The 17,154-nt window shown below is 65.2% G+C and carries 21 protein-coding genes; 7 read left to right on the top strand and 14 right to left on the bottom strand.

The window, feature by feature from the left end:
* Positions 1–114: 114 nt before the first annotated feature.
* The gene (locus tag H156_RS0102610) at positions 115–453 is read right to left on the bottom strand and encodes a Spy/CpxP family protein refolding chaperone (RefSeq protein WP_017365376.1); all 339 of its coding nucleotides are present in this window, start codon (positions 451–453) and stop codon (positions 115–117) included.
* A gap of 175 nt (positions 454–628) precedes the next feature.
* Between H156_RS0102610 and H156_RS16925 the strand changes: the two genes are divergently transcribed.
* Positions 629–805, top strand: a complete 177-nt coding sequence (locus tag H156_RS16925) for a hypothetical protein (RefSeq protein ID WP_017365377.1) — start codon at positions 629–631, stop codon at positions 803–805.
* 167 nt (positions 806–972) lie between these two features.
* On the opposite strand, the gene H156_RS16920 is transcribed toward H156_RS16925, so the two are convergent.
* The 4 genes from H156_RS16920 to H156_RS0102590 form a co-directional block, all read right to left on the bottom strand.
* Positions 973–1,515 carry a WYL domain-containing protein gene (locus H156_RS16920; RefSeq protein ID WP_154656634.1) on the bottom strand — a complete coding sequence of 181 codons (543 nt, stop codon included), beginning with the start codon at positions 1,513–1,515 and terminating at the stop codon, positions 973–975.
* A gap of 85 nt (positions 1,516–1,600) precedes the next feature.
* Positions 1,601–2,455, bottom strand: coding sequence for a hypothetical protein (locus H156_RS0102600; protein WP_154656633.1), 855 nt, complete (start codon positions 2,453–2,455; stop codon positions 1,601–1,603).
* A 170-nt stretch (positions 2,456–2,625) separates the two neighbouring features.
* Positions 2,626–3,198, bottom strand: a complete 573-nt coding sequence (locus H156_RS0102595; protein WP_017365379.1) for a hypothetical protein — start codon at positions 3,196–3,198, stop codon at positions 2,626–2,628.
* A gap of 234 nt (positions 3,199–3,432) precedes the next feature.
* Entirely contained in the window at positions 3,433–4,332 is a 900-nt protein-coding gene (locus tag H156_RS0102590) for a class II glutamine amidotransferase (RefSeq protein WP_017365380.1), read from the bottom strand.
* A 74-nt stretch (positions 4,333–4,406) separates the two neighbouring features.
* Between H156_RS0102590 and H156_RS0102585 the strand changes: the two genes are divergently transcribed.
* Positions 4,407–4,901 (top strand): hemerythrin domain-containing protein, encoded by a 495-nt coding sequence (locus H156_RS0102585; RefSeq protein WP_017365381.1) that lies wholly within the window; start codon positions 4,407–4,409, stop codon positions 4,899–4,901.
* Between the two features lie 18 nt (positions 4,902–4,919).
* Positions 4,920–6,455, top strand: a complete 1,536-nt coding sequence (locus H156_RS0102580; RefSeq protein ID WP_017365382.1) for a preATP grasp domain-containing protein — start codon at positions 4,920–4,922, stop codon at positions 6,453–6,455.
* A gap of 18 nt (positions 6,456–6,473) precedes the next feature.
* Here H156_RS0102580 and H156_RS0102575 read toward each other — a convergent pair whose 3' ends face one another.
* Entirely contained in the window at positions 6,474–7,040 is a 567-nt protein-coding gene (locus H156_RS0102575; protein ID WP_010961513.1) for a YqiA/YcfP family alpha/beta fold hydrolase, read from the bottom strand.
* A gap of 93 nt (positions 7,041–7,133) precedes the next feature.
* On the opposite strand from H156_RS0102575, the gene H156_RS0102570 reads away from it, so the two are divergent.
* The 4 genes from H156_RS0102570 (at position 7,134) to cobD (ending at position 10,717) form a co-directional block, all read left to right on the top strand.
* Entirely contained in the window at positions 7,134–8,162 is a 1,029-nt protein-coding gene (locus tag H156_RS0102570) for a hypothetical protein (RefSeq protein WP_026045954.1), read from the top strand.
* Between the two features lie 167 nt (positions 8,163–8,329).
* Positions 8,330–8,620 (top strand): hypothetical protein, encoded by a 291-nt coding sequence (locus tag H156_RS0102565; RefSeq protein ID WP_017365385.1) that lies wholly within the window; start codon positions 8,330–8,332, stop codon positions 8,618–8,620.
* Between the two features lie 176 nt (positions 8,621–8,796).
* Positions 8,797–9,738 carry an adenosylcobinamide-phosphate synthase CbiB gene (gene cbiB / locus H156_RS0102560; protein ID WP_010961516.1) on the top strand — a complete coding sequence of 314 codons (942 nt, stop codon included), beginning with the start codon at positions 8,797–8,799 and terminating at the stop codon, positions 9,736–9,738.
* Positions 9,731–10,717: a threonine-phosphate decarboxylase CobD gene (gene cobD / locus H156_RS0102555; RefSeq protein WP_010961517.1), complete on the top strand. Its 987-nt coding sequence runs from the start codon at positions 9,731–9,733 to the stop codon at positions 10,715–10,717. The genes cbiB and cobD overlap by 8 nt, the downstream gene beginning before the upstream one ends.
* A 9-nt stretch (positions 10,718–10,726) precedes the next feature.
* Here cobD and bluB read toward each other — a convergent pair whose 3' ends face one another.
* From bluB to cobI, 8 genes are read right to left on the bottom strand one after another with little or no spacing between them, the layout of a single operon-like run.
* The gene (gene bluB / locus H156_RS0102550; RefSeq protein ID WP_010961518.1) at positions 10,727–11,392 is read right to left on the bottom strand and encodes a 5,6-dimethylbenzimidazole synthase; all 666 of its coding nucleotides are present in this window, start codon (positions 11,390–11,392) and stop codon (positions 10,727–10,729) included.
* The gene (locus H156_RS0102545) at positions 11,389–12,678 is read right to left on the bottom strand and encodes a cobyrinic acid a,c-diamide synthase CobB (RefSeq protein ID WP_017365386.1); all 1,290 of its coding nucleotides are present in this window, start codon (positions 12,676–12,678) and stop codon (positions 11,389–11,391) included. The genes bluB and H156_RS0102545 overlap by 4 nt, the downstream gene beginning before the upstream one ends.
* On the bottom strand, positions 12,675–13,277 hold the full coding sequence (gene cobO, locus H156_RS0102540; protein WP_017365387.1) for a cob(I)yrinic acid a,c-diamide adenosyltransferase: 603 nt from the start codon (positions 13,275–13,277) through the stop codon (positions 12,675–12,677). The genes H156_RS0102545 and cobO overlap by 4 nt, the downstream gene beginning before the upstream one ends.
* The gene (locus H156_RS0102535; protein ID WP_017365388.1) at positions 13,264–13,620 is read right to left on the bottom strand and encodes a (2Fe-2S) ferredoxin domain-containing protein; all 357 of its coding nucleotides are present in this window, start codon (positions 13,618–13,620) and stop codon (positions 13,264–13,266) included. Before H156_RS0102535 ends, cobO begins: the two co-directional genes overlap by 14 nt.
* Positions 13,613–14,992, bottom strand: a complete 1,380-nt coding sequence (cobJ, locus tag H156_RS0102530) for a precorrin-3B C(17)-methyltransferase (protein ID WP_017365389.1) — start codon at positions 14,990–14,992, stop codon at positions 13,613–13,615. The genes H156_RS0102535 and cobJ overlap by 8 nt, the downstream gene beginning before the upstream one ends.
* A complete protein-coding gene (locus H156_RS0102525; RefSeq protein ID WP_081504042.1) occupies positions 14,985–15,575 on the bottom strand; it encodes a cobalamin biosynthesis protein in 591 nt (196 codons plus the stop codon). Before H156_RS0102525 ends, cobJ begins: the two co-directional genes overlap by 8 nt.
* Positions 15,572–16,303, bottom strand: coding sequence for a cobalamin biosynthesis central domain-containing protein (locus H156_RS0102520; protein WP_017365391.1), 732 nt, complete (start codon positions 16,301–16,303; stop codon positions 15,572–15,574). The genes H156_RS0102525 and H156_RS0102520 overlap by 4 nt, the downstream gene beginning before the upstream one ends.
* The gene (gene cobI, locus H156_RS0102515; RefSeq protein ID WP_017365392.1) at positions 16,300–17,133 is read right to left on the bottom strand and encodes a precorrin-2 C(20)-methyltransferase; all 834 of its coding nucleotides are present in this window, start codon (positions 17,131–17,133) and stop codon (positions 16,300–16,302) included. Before cobI ends, H156_RS0102520 begins: the two co-directional genes overlap by 4 nt.
* Between the last annotated feature and the right edge of the window lie 21 nt (positions 17,134–17,154).

Raw genomic sequence — 17,154 nt, 5'->3', positions numbered from 1 at the left:
AACCCTCATCCCCTGCCCTTCTGAAGGGAGCCAGGCCCCTCTCCCTCTGGGAGAGGGGAAGGGGTGAGGGAAGGCGACGGTCAACACAACATCACGCCGCCGCCCTGACGGAAATCAGGGGGACGGAGACTTGGCGGGCTCCGTATCCCAACCCCGGTGATGGCGCGCCCGGCGTTCCTCCGCCATCTTATCCAATTTCTCGCCCTGCTCCTTGCTCAAGACCGCCTTGAGGCGGCTGCGCACCTGTTCGTGCAGCGCCCGCTTCTGCTCGTGCAGCGCCTTCCGCTGCGGTTCGAACTCCTCCAGAATCTTGCGCACCTGCTCGGTCTGCTCGGGCGTGAGCTTGAGCTCCTTTTTCATGTGTTCCAGGCGCTCACCGGGATCGCGCCCGGCGAAGGCCGGCTGGGCGGCGAGGGCGATGGCCAGTGCAAGTATCTTGATCGCGGTTTTCATGACGGACCTCGTGAGTTGAAAAGAAGTGCGGACATGCGTCGGCATGTACGGGGCCAGTCTAGGCCGGAAAAGCTTGGGAAGACCGCAAGCCTGTGTAAAGATTCGGTAAGCGCGGAACCGCCCCGCAGCGCGCGGAAATTGGACTCTATCAACGCACTATGGGGAGGAAGACATCATGTCCGGATACTTGCGCAACCTGGGACGGCGAATCGCACCGTTTGCCCTGCCCGTCATCGCCGCGGCCAGCACCCTGTTCGTCATGATCGGCAGCCTGCTGCTGGCGCCGCTCATACTCGCCGGGTTCTGGCTCAACGATTATCTGATGCGGGAAGAGGGGGTTGTTGCAGGATAGCTCTGCGAGCTACTTCGTCTCCTCCGCACCGGACCATCCAATGCCGTCTTATCCCATTTGCCGGGCCAAAGGGGATGAAGCTTGGTCCTAGATTAAGTTACTAGAATTGGCATAACGCTTTGGATCATGGGCGCACAGCGAAATGGAGCGTCCCTTTGAGCCCATGGTTAGGTCTTGTTGTTTGGCGCATGTGTTTTTGATTCTTCATTAAACAATTCCATTGCACTTGATAGCTTTCCAAAAGTACGGGCCGAAGCCAAACTCGGGCCGTAAACGTAGAATGGTCTTGAAGGATTATCATCGTATTTCGCTATTACCACATCTGCTCCTTTACGAATTTTTCCGTTCTTAAAATACCTGTGCAATGAAATTGCATCCTTCTCTAGCCCAACATACCAACCGAGTTCTTTTAATTTTTCTACTTGCCCTTGGTAAGCCTCTCGGATTGTTGCTGGTTCAAGGCTACCACTCTTAGTACTTGGATCGTACTGTTTCGGCGACGAAGTAGAGTTAGCCAGCTCCATTTTAGCGACAAGAAAGGTTTTTACCTCGTTGCTTGAAATGTCTATTCCTCGAACCTCTCTCGACGTAACTTTGATTGGACTTAGTTGGCGAACGGAACCGGGCTGGCTACCTCCGTGATAAATCACAGATAGAATCTCTCCAGTTTTTATGGCGTCGTTTAGCTTGCTTATCAATTCATCGCTCATTGTTTCGAAACCTAACGTAAAGCTAACCGGCCTGCGCGGCTTTTCGCACAGGTCCGGTTAAGCGCAATGCTAGATGACAGATGGTTCATTGCACCGGATACCCAAGAATGGGACCCGTCAATAAATCAGAGACGAAGACCTCTAGTGTTGCCACTGCCCCGCCAACGTCCTCGAATGTTGGCACTGGAAGATTTCCATGGACAAGGTCGCTTCGCATCTGATAGCAATGAGTGAAAAACTCCGGAGCGGTTCTATCTCCGTACACTCTGTCCCCCAGTCGCTCCGTTGCAAGGCGTTTACCTGCCTGATTTATCGACTCCCTGCGAAGCCAGCGCAAGGAACCAAGAATTGAATTGCGTTCTTCGACTGGAAGCGGCGAAGACTTTGTTTGCTCGATTAGCGACTCCACGTATTTTTGCGCGTCAGATGACCGAAGGGCTGGCTCAATCAGTGCCTCAATGGACATGACCAGCAGCAGAAAACGGCTATCCGCTGTAGGCTGAAAGAACGAAGCATTAAATAGCGTGTAGGCCAGCAAATCACGTTCGGAGATTTGTGGTTGCAAACTAATCGCCTGCGTGAAAGCAGACATAAATATCTCTGGGCTGGCTCTGCGAATCATTTGAGCGTTTATTGATGCGAAGCGCGGCTTTGGCTCGGACTGAAAAACCATCAGCCCATGGATATCGTTCAGTACTCTTTGCCCAATCTGTTCCTCAACCCAATTCAATCCATGGGTGGTAAACATTCCCTTTGCCGCACGATGGCCAAAATCGGCCCCAACGCGAACTCTGGCAAGGGCCACCATCAATGCATCTTGTAACCGCGAACCGGCGGCTCTTGCTTCGCTTTCGGTTTGATAGCCTGAACCGACTAGCACCAGTTGGTCTGAGTCCTGGATCGGTAAATCATCTCGTCGCGCGCTGAGAACGATGGACACCCGCGTGTCTGGCACCGAGACCGAGAGCTGATTTGCAGCGCTTTGGATTGTGTCGGTAGGGGAGCGATTGAACCGAATGCGAAACGAGTACACCGCGATGTACCTCTGTCATCCAACGTGGAGCTAACCGGCCTGCGCGGCTTTTCGCGCAGGTCCGGTTGAGCGCAGGGTTATGCATAGGCGATAAATGAGTGGTTGGTGTCATAGACGCCCCAGAGGAAAAAGCCGTAGGACGACAAGCCGAACAGAATGCACAGCATGTTGAAGGCAAACCCAACCTTCCGCATCCAAGGGCGAGTGCTTGCGTAGCACCATTGCGACAAATAGGTGAAGCCAGATGTAACGGAAATTGCCAAGACGCCATACGCGAAAGGCATGAGACACGCTGCGAAGGTTGGCACCTTCTCAGGCCTGAACTGGGCGAGGTGGCCGATGAACGCGAGCATGGCCACGGCAGCGCCACCGTTAAGCAAGAAGGATGATTTGATCGCGGCCTGTCCGGATGTGACGACCGAACGAAACATTTCGAGGCACCCCTCGTGGTTGTACTTGTTGGTTTCAATCCAGTTCTGGAGGTCGGCTTTGTATCGCTCTATCTGAATGGCCGACGGCTCTGCCTCGGGTGTGTTTTGGACTTCCGCAAGATAAGCGATGAGGTTGTCGCAATAGATGGCTGCGGTGCCATTGGCCTTGATCTCCTCAATCATGGCCTTCATCTGCGCGGCAAACTGCTTGGCGCTCATACGCGGCTCCTATGCATAACAATGCATTACATTGATCTGTATATCCAGCAATTCTGCATGATACCCAGAAAGCTCCCGATCAAGTAACACGGGTCCTACGGATACAGGACCGGATTGTAACGCCGCATACCAGCAGTAGCAAACGCCGCCAACACCCTTATGTTGGTTCTTCTCGATCGTATCTGCCGATAGCTGGAATATCGGGATCACCGCCCACTGGGGCTTATCTCCATACTAAGCCACCGCAACAATATCCTCAACATGAACCCGCATATCGGGGGTAATCTCATACACGGAACCCTCGGGTATCTCCCGCCAAGCCTCGTGCGACAGCGGCTCCGAGGCAACGACCACGGCGAAGTACGGATTCCCCGGCGTGTGATCGATGTGCGGGAAGCCGCAGATTTCGCAGTCGAGCAACCCCTCGCGTTCGACGTAGTAGAGCGTCCGGCCCAGGCGTGTGCCGACGAACCGGTCTCCGTCGGTGAGCAGGACGTTGAGTCCGAGTCCGCGGTGGGAGGGGAACTCCTCGCACCAGGCCATGATCCGCCGGGCGCCGTCGCGCACGATGTCGAGCAGCGGGCGGTCCGGCGCCGCCTCGTGCATGCTGAGGAGCAGGTGGAAGATGTGCTCGCTGTCGGTGGAGCCGCCGATCGCCGCCCGGTGCTCCGACGTCATCGCTTCCAGCATGGGCGGCCTGATCTCGGAGAAGCGGGGGATGGTCCCGTTGTGCGCGAAGGTCCAGCAGCCGTGCGTGAAAGGGTGGGTGTTCTCGAGCAAGGGCCGGCCGACGGTGGCGTGGCGCACGTGGGCAATGACGGTGCAGGCACGGACGCTCGCCGCGGCGCGCCGGAACCGCTCGCTGTGGTAGGCTGCCCAGGCCTGCCGCTCCACGTGCGGGAGGCGGTTCTCGTAGGTCGCCACCCCCCAGCCGTGGCCGTGCCGCAGCCCCTCCCGGTCGCGCCGGCTCTGGACCATCAGGGCGTTCTGGGCATGGACCAGCGCGCATTCGACCTTGGTCGGTTCGGTGGCGCGGAAGCCGTACAGCCTGCACATATGCGGTTTGCCTGCTCCGGAGCGGATACGTAGACTGACGATCATGGCGACCAGCCGCCCCGGGTGACGAAAAACCATGATCGTTTCCCTCACCCCTGCCCTCTCCCAAAGGGAGAGAGGGATAAGGTACTGCGATTTTCACGTTAAATCCTATGGAAAACCGTCAGTCGCCACCAGAGCATAACCTGTTCGACGCATTCCGCGAGGACCACGCCGTGCTCGGGCGGGGCTTTCACGAGCTTTCGCAGTGCCTGCGGGGCGCTGATGCCGCCGGCGCGCGCGAGGCCGCCGAGCGCATCGACACCACGGCCGGCGCCCACATCGCCTTCGAGGAAAAGCACTTCTATCCCGCGCTGGCGCACATGCTGGGCTCGACGGAAGTACGCCGCCTGTACTCGGAGCACGGCAAGGGGCTCGAGGCCGTCCGCGCCCTGCTGGAGCGCGAACCCGGCGCGCCGCTCCCGGAAGACGAGCGCACCCGGCTGATGGAACTGTCCCGCGCGATGGAGGCCCATATCGCGGAATGCGGGGAGATGTTCGCGGCGATGGAGCGACTTCCCGAGGAGGACCAGGCCGCGCTGTACCGGGAGTTGACGGTCTGGCGCGAACGGCATCCTCGCTGGACCGGCCTGGCCGCGTCCGGCTGAAACCGAGTCTTTGCCCCGATGGCCGCGACGACGAAGTGCCCCTGCCCCGCTTCGACGCGGCCATCCCTGCCGATCGTGGAGTTCCCCGGCGTCGGCCTCGATGCCGCGCAAGCCCGACGGATCGCGGGCATCGCCAAACGCATGCTCGCCGACGAGCCGACGCTGGCCTCGACCCGGATGTTCGGCGACAAAGTCTCCGCCGGCGTCGACGACGCTCCCGCGCTGCTTTTCGAAGACCACGCCGAGATCACCCTGTACGCCCAGCCGGGGGCTGACCTGGGGCTGCAGTACCGCGCCCTGATGCTGGCGGGGGACGAGGACATGGTCCTCATCGGTGGACCCCGCAGCGAGGACTTCGAGACGTATTGCCGCCACACGCTGGGACTCGGAAGCGTCACCGTGCTCGGGGTTCCGCCGGCATCGGCCCTCGGCCATGCCACGCTCCCCGAGCGCTGCGCCGCCACGCCGAGCGCGCTGGAACCCATCGTCGAGACGGCGCGCAAGCACCGCCGGCTGAACCTGATCCCCTACATCGGGACCCGCCAGGCATGGCGGTTCGCGGGGCTGATCGCAGAGCGGACCGGAGCCAGGGTCAAGGTCGCCGCACCGCCGCCGCATCTCACCCAGCGGGTCAACGACAAGCTCTGGTTCGCCCGATGCGTGAAGGATCTGCTCGGTCCCGCGGCGCTGCCGCCGAGCTACTGCACGTTCGGGCCGGTCGGTCTTGCCGGACGTCTGGGAGCGCTTGCGCGGCGCTTCGAGCGGATCGTGATCAAGATACCGGACAGCGCCGGCGGTGCCGGCAATCTGATCTTCCTTTCGGAGCTGATCCGGCGGCTGCCGCCTGCCCTGCTGAGCCGCCGGGTGTCGCGACTTCTGGCCCGGCGCGGCTGGAACGGCGGCTTTCCGCTGCTGGTCGGCGCCTGGGACTGCGATGTCCTCGCCAGCCCTTCCGTCCAGATATGGATTCCCGCCCGCGACGATTCGCTCCCCGTGGTCGAAGGCATATTCGACCAAGCCATCGGCGACGAGGAAGGAACCTTCGTCGGCGCCATGCCGTGCGAACTGCCCGAGTCCCTGCGCAACCGCCTGGCCGGCGAGGCCCTGCAGCTCGCGCACCTGTTCCAGCAGATGGGCTACTTCGGGCGCTGCAGTTTCGACGCCGTGATCGCTGGCAACGATGCGGCCACGGCCTTGCCGCACTGGATCGAATGCAACGGACGCTGGGGCGGAACCTCGATCCCCATGACGCTCGCCAACCGCCTGCTCGGCGACTGGAAACGGCGGGCACTGCTGATCGTACAACGCACCGACTCGAAGAACCGCCCCTGCTCCCTGCCGGCGGCGCTCGCGCGCTTGGGCCCCCTCGCCTTCCGCGACCGCGGCGAGGAGGGTATCGTGATCCTCACGCCGGCCGGGCTGGAAACCGGGACCGGCATGCATCTGATGTCGATCGCCGGAAGCACGGATGCTGCGCGCAGGCAGGCCCTGGCCGCCGAATCGCTGCTGCGGGCCGAGCCCACGGACGGGCGAGCGGGTTCCGGCCCCCGGTAGGTGCTCTGCAAGGTGTGCTCAAGGCGCCAGCGAGAAGTCGATGATCGCATCCAGATAGTCGGCAAAATGGCGGAAACTGTGGTCCCCGCCCTCGATCACCGTCTGGCGGGCGCCAGAATACTTTTCGACGGCCTCGCGGTAATCGAGTACCTCGTCGCCGGTTTCCACCAGCAGCCAGAAGCGCTCGGGATGGCTCAGTCGCGGCACCTCGAGCCGTGCCAGCTCGGCCAGATGGCGTTCGGTGAACTCGAAAGGCTCGCCGGTATGGAGATTCCGCTGCCGCCCCACCGCCGGAGCCAGACTTCGATAGGCGAAGGCGGCCGGATTGATCAGCACCGCGCGCAGGTCGTGCTTCTCGGCCAGATGGGTGGCATAGTAGCCGCCCAGCGAACTTCCCACGAGAGCGGGACGCGTTCGGCACTTCGCCAGGACTCCCTCTACGAACTCGATGGCCTGGCGCGGGCCGGGCGGAAGCTGCTCGCACCAGAATCTGTCCGCCAGGGCGCGCTCGGCCATGCGCCGTCCGAGGAGAGTCGCCTTCTCCGATCGAGGCGACGAACAAAATCCGTGCAGATAGACGATCATGACTTACATCAGGTGATACGCTGAAAACGGGTTCGGATTCCACAGGCGTAAAATCCGTACCGCCACCGCCGATTCTAACAGGAGGCCGTTTTCGTGCTGCGATTCCTGAGTTCCCTGTTCACACCGACGGCTGCAGGAGACGCAGGCCCCGACCGGGCCTTGATCGACGCAGCCATCGAACGGGCGGTCGACGGCACCGACCGCCGCGTGCGTGCCCTTGGCGACTACCGGCAGCGGCTGCGCGAGCCCGTCGCGCGCGCGGTCGATCATGTCATCGCCCTGGTCGATTCGATGCCGCCGCCGACGGAGATCAGCGCGCAGAGTTTCGGCACCGATCCACGCATCCGGGCGTTCTTCAGCTCGGTCGACCACCTTCACGACGTGCTCGGCAAGCTCAAGGACGTCCGGGAGTACCGACGGCATTGCACGGAAATACCGGCCGACGAAATTTTCGGACTGCTGGTGATGCAGAAGGAAGAGCGCACGGTGCTGGGCATGGAACTGGAAGGCGACACCGTCCGCAAGGACGTGGTCCAGGTGGCGGTCAGCTTCTCCCATCACCGCTACATCGCCCCGGCCTCCTCCGAAGAGGGAGCCCGGCGGGAACTGAAGAAGCGGGCCTTCGACTTCCTGATCGAACGGGCACTGGAACGGCTTGCCCGGGAAACCCGGAAAAGAGTGGAATTGGAACACCAGCGCCGTCTGCTGCGGCGCAAGCTCGATGCTCTGCGGGCGGGCGGCTGGGGCATCTCCTCCGCCCTGGCCGACGACGGGCACGACGGAGGGGGCATCGAGGCGGCGGAAGCCGAGATCGAGTCGATAGACGCCGAGCTGGGGCAGGTCGGGACGAATGCTCTCGGCCTCGACCAAAGCCTCGACTGCATCGCGGAGGTTCTAGGCCAACCCGGGAAATGGCTCGATATCCGGCCGGTCGTCCTGCGGCTGGATTACCGCGGGATCAAGCTCGCGGATTTTGAGCCATCGTCGGCCGGCGAACTCCGGCTCACGGAGCTGTTCTCCGCGACCGGCGCGCGGAGAATCATCCTGCCCGGACGCATCCCCAAAGGGGAAATTCCCGACCGCCCCGATGTGGTGAAAGAGCTCTCGCGCTATCTGGGATGAAGCCGGTTTTCCCGTTCCCCGTGAACCAGGATTTGCCGGGTCGGAGATTCGCCTTGCCTCGGGCGCCCGCTCGCCGGACAATCCGAGCGCACCGAAGCACCCGAAGCCGGCCGCCCGCAGGACCCGCGGCGATCCGGGCTTCCATTCGCCAGTTCAGGAGGGAGACCATGACCGAAGTATCCAAAGACACCGGCATCGCGATGGCACTGTTGGAGCGGCTGAGGACGCAGAGGCTTCCGAGGGCTTTCGCACTGAAGGAAAAGGTCGACCGGGGTGAGCGGCTGGATGACGGCGATTTGGCGTTCCTCCACGAAGTGTTCGAAACCGCGGAACGAATCAAGCCGATGGCCGACCGGCACCCGGAGTACCAGGATATCTATGCCAGCGCCATAGATCTGTACAAGGAAATTACGGAAAAAGCCCTCGCCAACGAAAAAATCGGGCCTTCGACCGGTTGACGCAGCGGGACACCGGTAAGGAAAGACATAGCCTGGCGGGCCCGGAACGCGGGGAAGACACCGGGGAATCAAACCGCCCGGCATTTCCCTGGCCCGAATCCTCTTCCAGAGGGAAGACGAACAGGACACACCTTCTCCACGATTCCGACCCGACCGCTCCACCTGAACGATGAACCATGGAATCCAGCACGGAAAAAGCCATTGCGTCGTTTCTCATGCCCGTGGCCGTCGTCATCGACCACTTCCTGGGCGAACCACGCAAATTCCATCCTCTCGTCGGCTTCGGCCGCCTGGCCAACCGGATGGAAACAATCACCTATGGGCCGCCGGAGTGTTCGGCCAAGGCGCGGCAGATGCGCGGAATCGCAGCCGTGACCGGCCTGCTGTTACCCGCCTGGCTGATATCGCTCCTCCTGGCCGGCCATGGTGCGATCGGGGCCGCCATCGCCGGCGCCGGCCTTTACCTGGCGTTGGGCGCCCGGAGCCTGTTCGAACATGCCGAGGCCGTTCGCGATGCCTTGCTGAATGACGACCTGGCGAACGCGCGACGGGCGGTCGGGCGTATCGTCAGCCGCGACGTTCTGACCATGGACGCGGGACAGATCGCTGCCGCCACCGTCGAATCGGTGCTCGAGAACGGTTGCGATGCGGTGTTCGGTGCGCTGTTCTGGTATGCAGCCGGAGGGCTGCCCGGTGTGGTCGTCTACCGCCTGGCCAACACCCTGGACGCCATGTGGGGATACCGCAACGAACGTTACCGGGATTTCGGCTGGGCGGCGGCCAGGCTGGATGACGTGCTCAATTATCTTCCCGCCCGGCTCACGGCCATGAGCTACGCACTGTGCGGCCACCTTCCCGCGGCTTTGCGGGCCTGGCGGCATCAGGGCCGGTACTGGAAGAGCCCCAACGCCGGCCCGGTCATGGCAGCCGGGGCCGGAGCGCTGGGCATCGCGCTCGGCGGTCCGGCCAGCTACCACGGCAGCCTGACACACCGGCCCGCGCTGGGTGACGGACGACCCGCCGAAACGCGGGACATCGGGCGCGCCATCTCCCTCGTCCGGCGTTCCTTGACGCTTTGGCTCTGGGCCGCCGTCATCGGAGGCGTCGCACTTGCTTGAACACGGCGGACGTTTGCGGCAAGCGGCCCGCGCCTCCGGCACCCGCCCGGCGGACTGGCTGGACCTGTCCACCGGCATCAGCCCCCGTCCCTGGCCATTTCCGGAAATCCCGGCGGACTGCTGGACCCGTCTGCCGGAAGACGAGGACGGACTGATCGAAGCCGCCATGGCCTGTTACGGCGCGCCGGCCCTGCTGCCGGTGGCCGGCACGCAGGCCGCGATCCAGCTCCTGCCCCGGCTTCGGGCAAAGAGCCGCGTGGCCGTGCTGAGTCCGGCCTATGCCGAGCACGCGCATGGATGGCGGCTATGGGGACATGAAGTCCACGAAGTGGATCTCCGAACCGTGGAACGACAGATCGAACGGTTCGACGTCGTGGTGGTGGTCAATCCCAACAACCCGACCGGGGAATACCGTGACAGCGGGCGTCTGAAAGGATGGCACGCCGCGCTGCGGAAGGGAGGCGGCTGGCTGGTGGTGGACGAAGCCTTCATGGACCCCACGCCGGAGGGAAGCCTGGCCGCTGAAACCAGGCACGAGGGGCTGATCGTGCTGCGATCCTTCGGCAAGTTCTTCGGTTGTCCCGGCGCCCGTCTCGGCTTCGTCGCCGCCCGCCCCCCCTTGCTCGAAGCCTTGCGCGATATCGCCGGCCCGTGGGCGGTGTCCGGACCGGCGCGCTGGCTCGGGCAGCGGGCCCTGGCCGATTCCCCCTGGCAGGCCGAGGCCCGCCGGCAGCTCGTCCGCGACAGCCGGAGGCTGGCGGCGCTCCTGACCCGCTACGGCCTGACGCCGGCCGGAGGCACTCCGCTGTTCCAATGGGTGCGGACCGATGATGCCCGCCGGCTCGACGCGCACCTCAGGCGCCACCTCATTCTGCCGCGTCGGTTCGAGCATCCGCCCGGCCTGCGGTTCGGCCTGCCGGCGACGGAAAGCGGCTGGTCGCGCCTCGACCATACGCTGTCGGCATGGCGCGCCGCCTAGCGGCGAGCGCTACCCCTCGACTCCGAACGCCCGCCGGTTCCAGCGGTTTTCGAAGACCACGTCCTCGAGGTCACGGCGCCGTTCCCAAGCCGCCGATTCCAGCAAGGGGCGAGGGTAGAACGACTCGACATGTCCCAGGCAAAGCAGCGCCACCGGTTTGCCGCCCGGCGGAATTTCCAGCATCCCGGCCAGATCCACCGGATCGAAGAACGACACCCAGCCCATGCCCAATCCCTCCGCACGGGCCGCCAGCCAGAGGTTTTGTATGGCACAGGCGAGCGAGGCCAGGTCCATCTCGGGGAGGGTACGGCGCCCGAAGACGTGCCGCTCACGGCCGTCGGTCAGCACCGCCGCCAGCAGCTCTCCGCACTCGCGTATGCCTTCGATCTTGAGCTTCCGGAACTCGTCCGCCCTGTCGCCCAGGGCTTCGGCGGTGCGCCGGCGCTCGGTTTCCACCAGGTCGTGGATGCGCCCGCGCAGATCCCGGTCGGTGATGCGGATGAAGCGCCAGGGCTGCATGAAGCCCACGCTGGGCGCCTGATGGGCGGCCCACAGCAGACGCCGCAGGACCGCCGGATCGACCGGATCGGGGCGGAAATGGCGCATGTCGCGCCGCTCGCGGATGACCCGGTAGACGGCCTCGATCTCTTCCGGTGTGAAATCGGGCGGAGTCATGGCCGCAGCAGCTCCGCCGCCGCCTCGGGACAGGACGGCAGATACCAGTGTAGGTACGACGCGGTGAGCCGGCCCTGCCGGTAGACCGCTTCACCGGCACTGCCTCCCCGGCGCCGCTCCGCCATAAGAAACGGCGACAATGGCGTTTCCAGGCGCGAATAATGGAAGGTGTGGGCGCGCAGCGTTCCGGACCGGAAGGCGGCCGACTGCAGGCCCAGCCCCGCCAGCCGCGTCTGCATCTTCGCCCGTCCGGGCAGGATGCCGCACATGGCGCTGGTTCGCCCGTTCTGGTCCGCCAGTTCCTCCAGCAGGTACAGCAAGCCGCCGCATTCGGCGAGCAGCGGCTTGCCGGCGGCGACATGCGCCCGCAAGGATTCCTTCATTCCGCCGTTGCCGGCCAGGGTATCCAGATGCAGTTCGGGATAGCCGCCGGGCAGGTAGACGCTGTCCACCTCCGGCAAGCACCGGTCCCGGAGCGGCGAGAAGAAGTCCAGATTCGCGCCCATGGCCCTGAGCAGGTCGAGGTTGGCCGGATAGAGGAAAGAGAAGGCTGCGTCCCGCGCGATGCCGATGCGGACGTCTTCCAGCAGGCGCGGCGGGGCGGCGGCGGGCTCGGGGGCGAAAGGGACGCCGTCCGGCAGGTCGGCGAGGCCGGTCCCGGCGACGGCATCGGCCAGGGTGTCCAGCCGCCGGTCCAGATCGCCGAGTTCGAGGGCCTGCACCAGCCCCAGATGCCGGTCGGGAAAGCCGGCGTCGGGCTGGCGGAAGAACGCGCCCCGGAACGGAATGGCGCCGGGCACGCTGGCGCGCAGCCTATCGGCGTGGCCGGGCGAAGCGACCCGGTTGGCGACGACGCCGGCAAAGGGCAGGTCCGGCCGGTGCGTCGCCAGCCCGTGCGCGACCGCGCCGAAGGTTTCCGCCATGCCCGAGGCGTCGATCACCGCCAGCACCGGTACGCCGAAGGTCTGCGCCAGATCGGCGGCGGACGGCACGCCGTCGAACAGGCCCATGACGCCCTCGATGAGGATCAGGTCGGCGGACCGCGCGGCCTCGAACAAAAGGCTTCGGCATTGGTCCTCGCCGACCAGCCAGAGATCGAGCTGATAGACCGGCTGGCCGCTGGCGGCCTGCAGCAGCATCGGGTCGAGAAAGTCGGGGCCGACCTTGAACACCCGCACCCGCCGTCCCTGCCGGACGTGATGGCGCGCCAGCGCCGCCGTCAGCGTGGTCTTGCCCTGGCCCGAAGCGGGCCCGGCGATGAGAAGGGCGGGGCAGGCGACATTCAAAACTCGATCCCCTTTTGCGCCCGGATGCCCTGGGCGAAGGCATGCTTGACGTTGGTGACTTCGCTGACCGTATCGGCCAGCTCGATCAGTTCGGGCCGGGCGCCCCGGCCGGTGACGACCACATGCTGACCCGCGGTGCGCCGGCTCAGGTCGGCCAGTACCCGCTCCAGCGGCAGATAGCCGTGCTTGAGCACGATGTTCAGCTCGTCCAGCACCACCAGCCCCAGTTCCGGGTTTTGCAGCATGGCGCGGGCGGTTTCCCAGGCGGCCTCGGCGGCCTGCCTGTCGCGCTGCCGGTCCTGGGTGACCCAGGTGAAGCCTTCGCCCATGACCCGGTAATCGACTTCCTCGGGGAAGCGGCGGAAGAACGCCTCCTCGCCGGTGGAGAACGCGCCCTTGATGAACTGCACCACGCCCACTTTCATGCCGTGGCCCAGGGCGCGCGCGATCATGCCGAACGCCGAACTGCTCTTGCCCTTGCCGATGCCGGTCAGCACCAGCAGGAGGCCTTTGTCCCGGATGGCCCGGGCGACCTTCGCCGCGACGACTTCCTGCTTGCGCGCCATGCGGGCGCGATGGCGCTCGTCAGACGGCGCCACAGCCCGGTCCCTGGTGATAGATCAGCTCGGCCACCGGCGTGCCGCCGACCAGGTGCTCGCGGATGATGCGGTCGAGATTGGCCTCGGTGACGTCGTAGTACCAGACGCCGTCCGGCTGGATGCAGACGAGGGGGCCGGACTTGCAGGTGGCGAAGCAGGAAACGCGGGTGCGCTTCACGCGCAGCTCGCCCTGGTCGATGCCGGCGGCCCTGAACTTCTCGCCGAGGCTGTCGAACAGGGCCTGCGACTCGCCGTTCGTGGTGCAGCGCGGGCCGGTGCAGACCAGGAGGTGGCGCCTGTAGGCGCCCATCTTGGGCTTGATCGGGTCTTGAACGTCACTCATCGGTTTCGGCCTCCGGTTCCGGGGTTTCGGTGACAGGAATGAAGGGCTGCCCGTAGCGTTCGCGGGACTGGTGGAAATGGCCCAGGGCGGCGGCGTCGAAATCCTCGTCCGGCTTGACCAGCAGCAAGGAGAAAACCGCATCCCCGGCTTCGTCCAGGAAATAAACCCCATGCTGGCGATGCTCCCGGCTGTAGAACCAGAGCCCCGCGACTCGGGACAGATCCGCGTGCAGATGGAAGTTCTCGGTGATCAGGTTGAGCCAGTCGCCGCGGCGGCTGAAATCCTGTGCCTCGCACAGCAGTTCGGTCACCGCGCCGCCCTCGCTGCGCACCACGGCGCGCAGCCGGCCCCACTGGCGGGCGCTGTCCAGCAGGGCGTCGAGGTCCCGGCGCGCCACGGCCGTCGCCCTATGGGTTCCGGCCCCGTCGTCCGGCTGGGCCGCGCCCACGGCGGCGAGGATTTCGCCCAGGGGCGCGTCGAAATGGCGCGCCGCCTCGCGCAGGGAGCGGTCCGGATCGTCGCGCAGCCAGCGGCGCACGCAGCCGTGCCAGCCGGTCAGGCCCATGCTCAGGGAGCGTCCGGCCCGCTCGCCGTCCTTCGCGGCGCCGGTGAGGCCGTCGTATTTGTTGGCATAGCCCCGCGGCGTGATCATCAGCCCTTCGCGCACGAAGCTGCTGCCGTTGCCGATCAGCACCGTGCACAGCATGCCGATGTCGCAGTCGGCCATCGCCTCCAGCGTGGCCATCTGGATGTTCTGCCGGCGGCGGTAGGCGGACTTGACGATGGCCACCGGCGTGTCCGGCCGGCGGTGGCGCAGCAGGATGCGCTGCGCCTCGACGATCTGGCGGGTGCGGCGGCCGCTTTTCGGGTTGTACAGGGCCACCACGAAATCCCCCCGCGCCGCCGCCTCCAGCCGCCGCGCGATCACCGGCCAGGGCGTGAGCAGATCGGACAGCGAGATGGAGCAGAAGTCGTGGGTGAGCGGTGCGCCCACCAGCGCCGCGCAGGCGCTCAGCGCCGTGGCGCCGGGGATTACCTCCACCTCGATGCCGCTCGCGGGAGTCCAGCCGGCTTGCAGCAGCACCTCGAAGGTGGGGCCGGCCATGCCGTAGACCCCGATGTCGCCCGACGAGATCAGGGCCACGGTCTTGCCCTGGCAGGCCTGCTCGTAAGCTTCCACGCAGCGGTCGATTTCCTCGGTCATGCCCTTGCGGACCACTTCCTTGCCGTCCAGGAGTTCCTGCACCAGCTTGATGTAGGTGGAATAGCCGATCACCACGTCCGCCTCGGCGATCGCCTCGCGCGCCCGGTAGGTCATGTGCTCGGGGGCGCCGGGGCCGAAGCCCACCAGCAGGATTTTGCCTTCATTCATCGTTCAGCCTTGCGATGGATACCGTGGCGTTCTTGCCGTCCGCGCCCCGGTATTTGTGTTTTTCCAGCAGCAGATCACCGATCCCGCCCCGGGCGGCGAGCAGGGCCGCGGCCTCGGCCACCGCCGGCGTGCCCATGTAGCGGCGCACCGTTTCCGAGGGGTTGGGCACCGGCACGCGCGCCAGTTCCTCCGCCGTGTAGAAGCGCAGGGGCCAGCCGTGACGGGCCGCCAGTTGCAGGATCGCGTCCTCCTCGTTCTTCCTGTCGATGGTGGCGAGGCCCGCGACCGCGTCGCCGTTCAGCCCGGCCAGCGCCAGGGCCTCGTCCACCGCGGTCTGCAGGGTCTCCGGCGCCGCGCCGCGGTCGCAGCCCAGTCCCAGGATGACCCGCAATGTTGCTGAACCAAGCCCCTCTCCCCGTGGGGAGAGCGTGGCGACGGGGGCGAAGCCGGTTGGGGTGAGGGTTTCGGCGCCCAAGGCTTGCGACGAAGTGGTTGAAACATTCAGCGCTGTTGCCCTCACCCTGCCCTCTCCCAGCAGGAGAGGGTTCCATGGCTCGCCGGTATCGAGGATGAACCGCGTCATGGCGTTTCCGGCGGACGGTAGACCACCAGCCGCTCCTCCAGTTTCGTCCACAGCTCGGGCGCGATCTCGCGGCGCGTCACCCAGAGCACGGCGCGAAAGCGGTCCAGATCGACGTCCTCGAAGCGCTCGAAGCAATGGATATTGGCGGGCAGCGGCGTAGACCTCGTCCACCAGTCGCGCGAGCCCGCCTCCTGCACGAAGGCGATGGGTTCCTCGTTCACCACGTGGGCGGATACCCTCGTGATGTTGAGCTTCGGCGCTTCCACCCGCCAGCCAAGTTCCCGCCCCAGAATGTCCACCGGGATGGTCTTGCCGACGTCGGACGCCGTCGTCAGCACGGCCGTGGCGCCGAGCAGCGCGGCCAGGTGCTCGGCATAGGCGTTGGCGCCGCCCACGTGGCCGGACAGCACCGGGATCACGAACCGGGCAGCGTCGTCCACCACCAGCACGCCGGGGTCTTCGTCCTTGGACTTGAGGTGAGGCGCGATCAGGCGCACCACCGCGCCCAGGGACACGAAGAACACCAGCTGGTCGTAGCCGGCGAACAGCGCGCCGATGTGGGCGCTCAATGCGCCGGCCAGGACCCGGACGGTGTTGGGCAGGGGCGGCAGATCGGCGAACTTTTCCGTGACCACCACCTCGGCTTCCGGCAGCTTCTCCACCAGCCGCAGCAGCTTTTGGACGCCGTGCTTGGTGATGCCCACCAGGGCGATGCGGGGTGTCGTCATGCGTCTTCCCTTTTCTTGCGGCAGCCGCGCCGTAGCTCGCCGCGCGGCCGCTCCGGGTTCTTCACCAGCAGCAGGGACAGGTAGTTCACCTTCTCGCCGCGCAGGCGGGCCACGTCGCGCTCGACCCGTTCGGCGGGCGTGCCGGCCTTCTCGACGAAAGCGGCGTGCGGCAGCAGCCCGCGCCGTTCCAGCAGGTCCAGGATGTCATCCAGCAGCGGTTTCACCTTCAGCAGCACCAGGGTGTCGAAGTCGTCCAGCAGCCGCTCGATCAGTTCGATGCCATAGCCGGCGGGGACGATCGCCACGGTCTCGTCGCTGTCGGCCAGCGGCATGCCCAGCCGGGCGGCGGCGGCATTGAAGGACGGCACTCCGGCGACGGTCTGGATGTCGATGCCGGGTTCCAGCGCACTGACCGTCCGGGCCAGATGGATGAAGGTGGAATAGGTGGACACGTCCCCTTCGGCCAGGAACAGCACGTCCCGGCCTTCCCGCAGGCGCGCCAGCACGGTTTCGGCCGCGCGCAGCCAATAGCCCGCCAGGATCTCCGCATCATGGGTCATGGGGAAGACCAGCGGCGTGTGCTCCGCCGGCAACCCCAGCCCCGCTTCCAGGGCGATTTGCAGCGCGAAGCTGTCGGCGCCCTTTTTGCGGACCGGATAGCTCCAGTAGGCGTCGGTCCGTTGCAGCAGTTCGAAGGCGCGGCGGGTGATCAGGCCGGGATCGCCGGGGCCCAACGATACGCCGAAGAGGCGTCCCTGCGAGCGTGTGTGAGAAGCTACTGCGCAATCCGATTGCTGCGTTGCGCGGTGCTCGGAATCCTCATGTACCATTTGTACACTCCGGTTCCTGCG

The sequence above is a fragment of the Methylococcus capsulatus str. Texas = ATCC 19069 genome, from assembly GCF_000424685.1.
GTDB classification, from domain to species: Bacteria; Pseudomonadota; Gammaproteobacteria; order Methylococcales; family Methylococcaceae; genus Methylococcus; species Methylococcus capsulatus.
This window is presented reverse-complemented; position numbering and strand designations above follow the sequence as displayed.

What these genes read in the sequence shown, in the direction of transcription:
- H156_RS0102610 (WP_017365376.1), bottom strand. Translation starts at nt 453, where the DNA reads ATGAAAACCGCGATCAAGATACTTGCACTGGCCATCGCCCTCGCCGCC.
- H156_RS16925 (WP_017365377.1), top strand. Translation starts at nt 629, where the DNA reads ATGTCCGGATACTTGCGCAACCTGGGACGGCGAATCGCACCGTTTGCC.
- H156_RS16920 (WP_154656634.1), bottom strand. Translation starts at nt 1,515, where the DNA reads ATGAGCGATGAATTGATAAGCAAGCTAAACGACGCCATAAAAACTGGA.
- H156_RS0102595 (WP_017365379.1), bottom strand. Translation starts at nt 3,198, where the DNA reads ATGAGCGCCAAGCAGTTTGCCGCGCAGATGAAGGCCATGATTGAGGAG.
- H156_RS0102590 (WP_017365380.1), bottom strand. Translation starts at nt 4,332, where the DNA reads ATGGTTTTTCGTCACCCGGGGCGGCTGGTCGCCATGATCGTCAGTCTA.
- H156_RS0102585 (WP_017365381.1), top strand. Translation starts at nt 4,407, where the DNA reads ATGGAAAACCGTCAGTCGCCACCAGAGCATAACCTGTTCGACGCATTC.
- H156_RS0102580 (WP_017365382.1), top strand. Translation starts at nt 4,920, where the DNA reads ATGGCCGCGACGACGAAGTGCCCCTGCCCCGCTTCGACGCGGCCATCC.
- H156_RS0102575 (WP_010961513.1), bottom strand. Translation starts at nt 7,040, where the DNA reads ATGATCGTCTATCTGCACGGATTTTGTTCGTCGCCTCGATCGGAGAAG.
- H156_RS0102565 (WP_017365385.1), top strand. Translation starts at nt 8,330, where the DNA reads ATGACCGAAGTATCCAAAGACACCGGCATCGCGATGGCACTGTTGGAG.
- cbiB (WP_010961516.1), top strand. Translation starts at nt 8,797, where the DNA reads ATGGAATCCAGCACGGAAAAAGCCATTGCGTCGTTTCTCATGCCCGTG.
- bluB (WP_010961518.1), bottom strand. Translation starts at nt 11,392, where the DNA reads ATGACTCCGCCCGATTTCACACCGGAAGAGATCGAGGCCGTCTACCGG.
- H156_RS0102535 (WP_017365388.1), bottom strand. Translation starts at nt 13,620, where the DNA reads ATGAGTGACGTTCAAGACCCGATCAAGCCCAAGATGGGCGCCTACAGG.
- cobJ (WP_017365389.1), bottom strand. Translation starts at nt 14,992, where the DNA reads ATGAATGAAGGCAAAATCCTGCTGGTGGGCTTCGGCCCCGGCGCCCCC.
- H156_RS0102525 (WP_081504042.1), bottom strand. Translation starts at nt 15,575, where the DNA reads ATGACGCGGTTCATCCTCGATACCGGCGAGCCATGGAACCCTCTCCTG.
- H156_RS0102520 (WP_017365391.1), bottom strand. Translation starts at nt 16,303, where the DNA reads ATGACGACACCCCGCATCGCCCTGGTGGGCATCACCAAGCACGGCGTC.
- cobI (WP_017365392.1), bottom strand. Translation starts at nt 17,133, where the DNA reads ATGGTACATGAGGATTCCGAGCACCGCGCAACGCAGCAATCGGATTGC.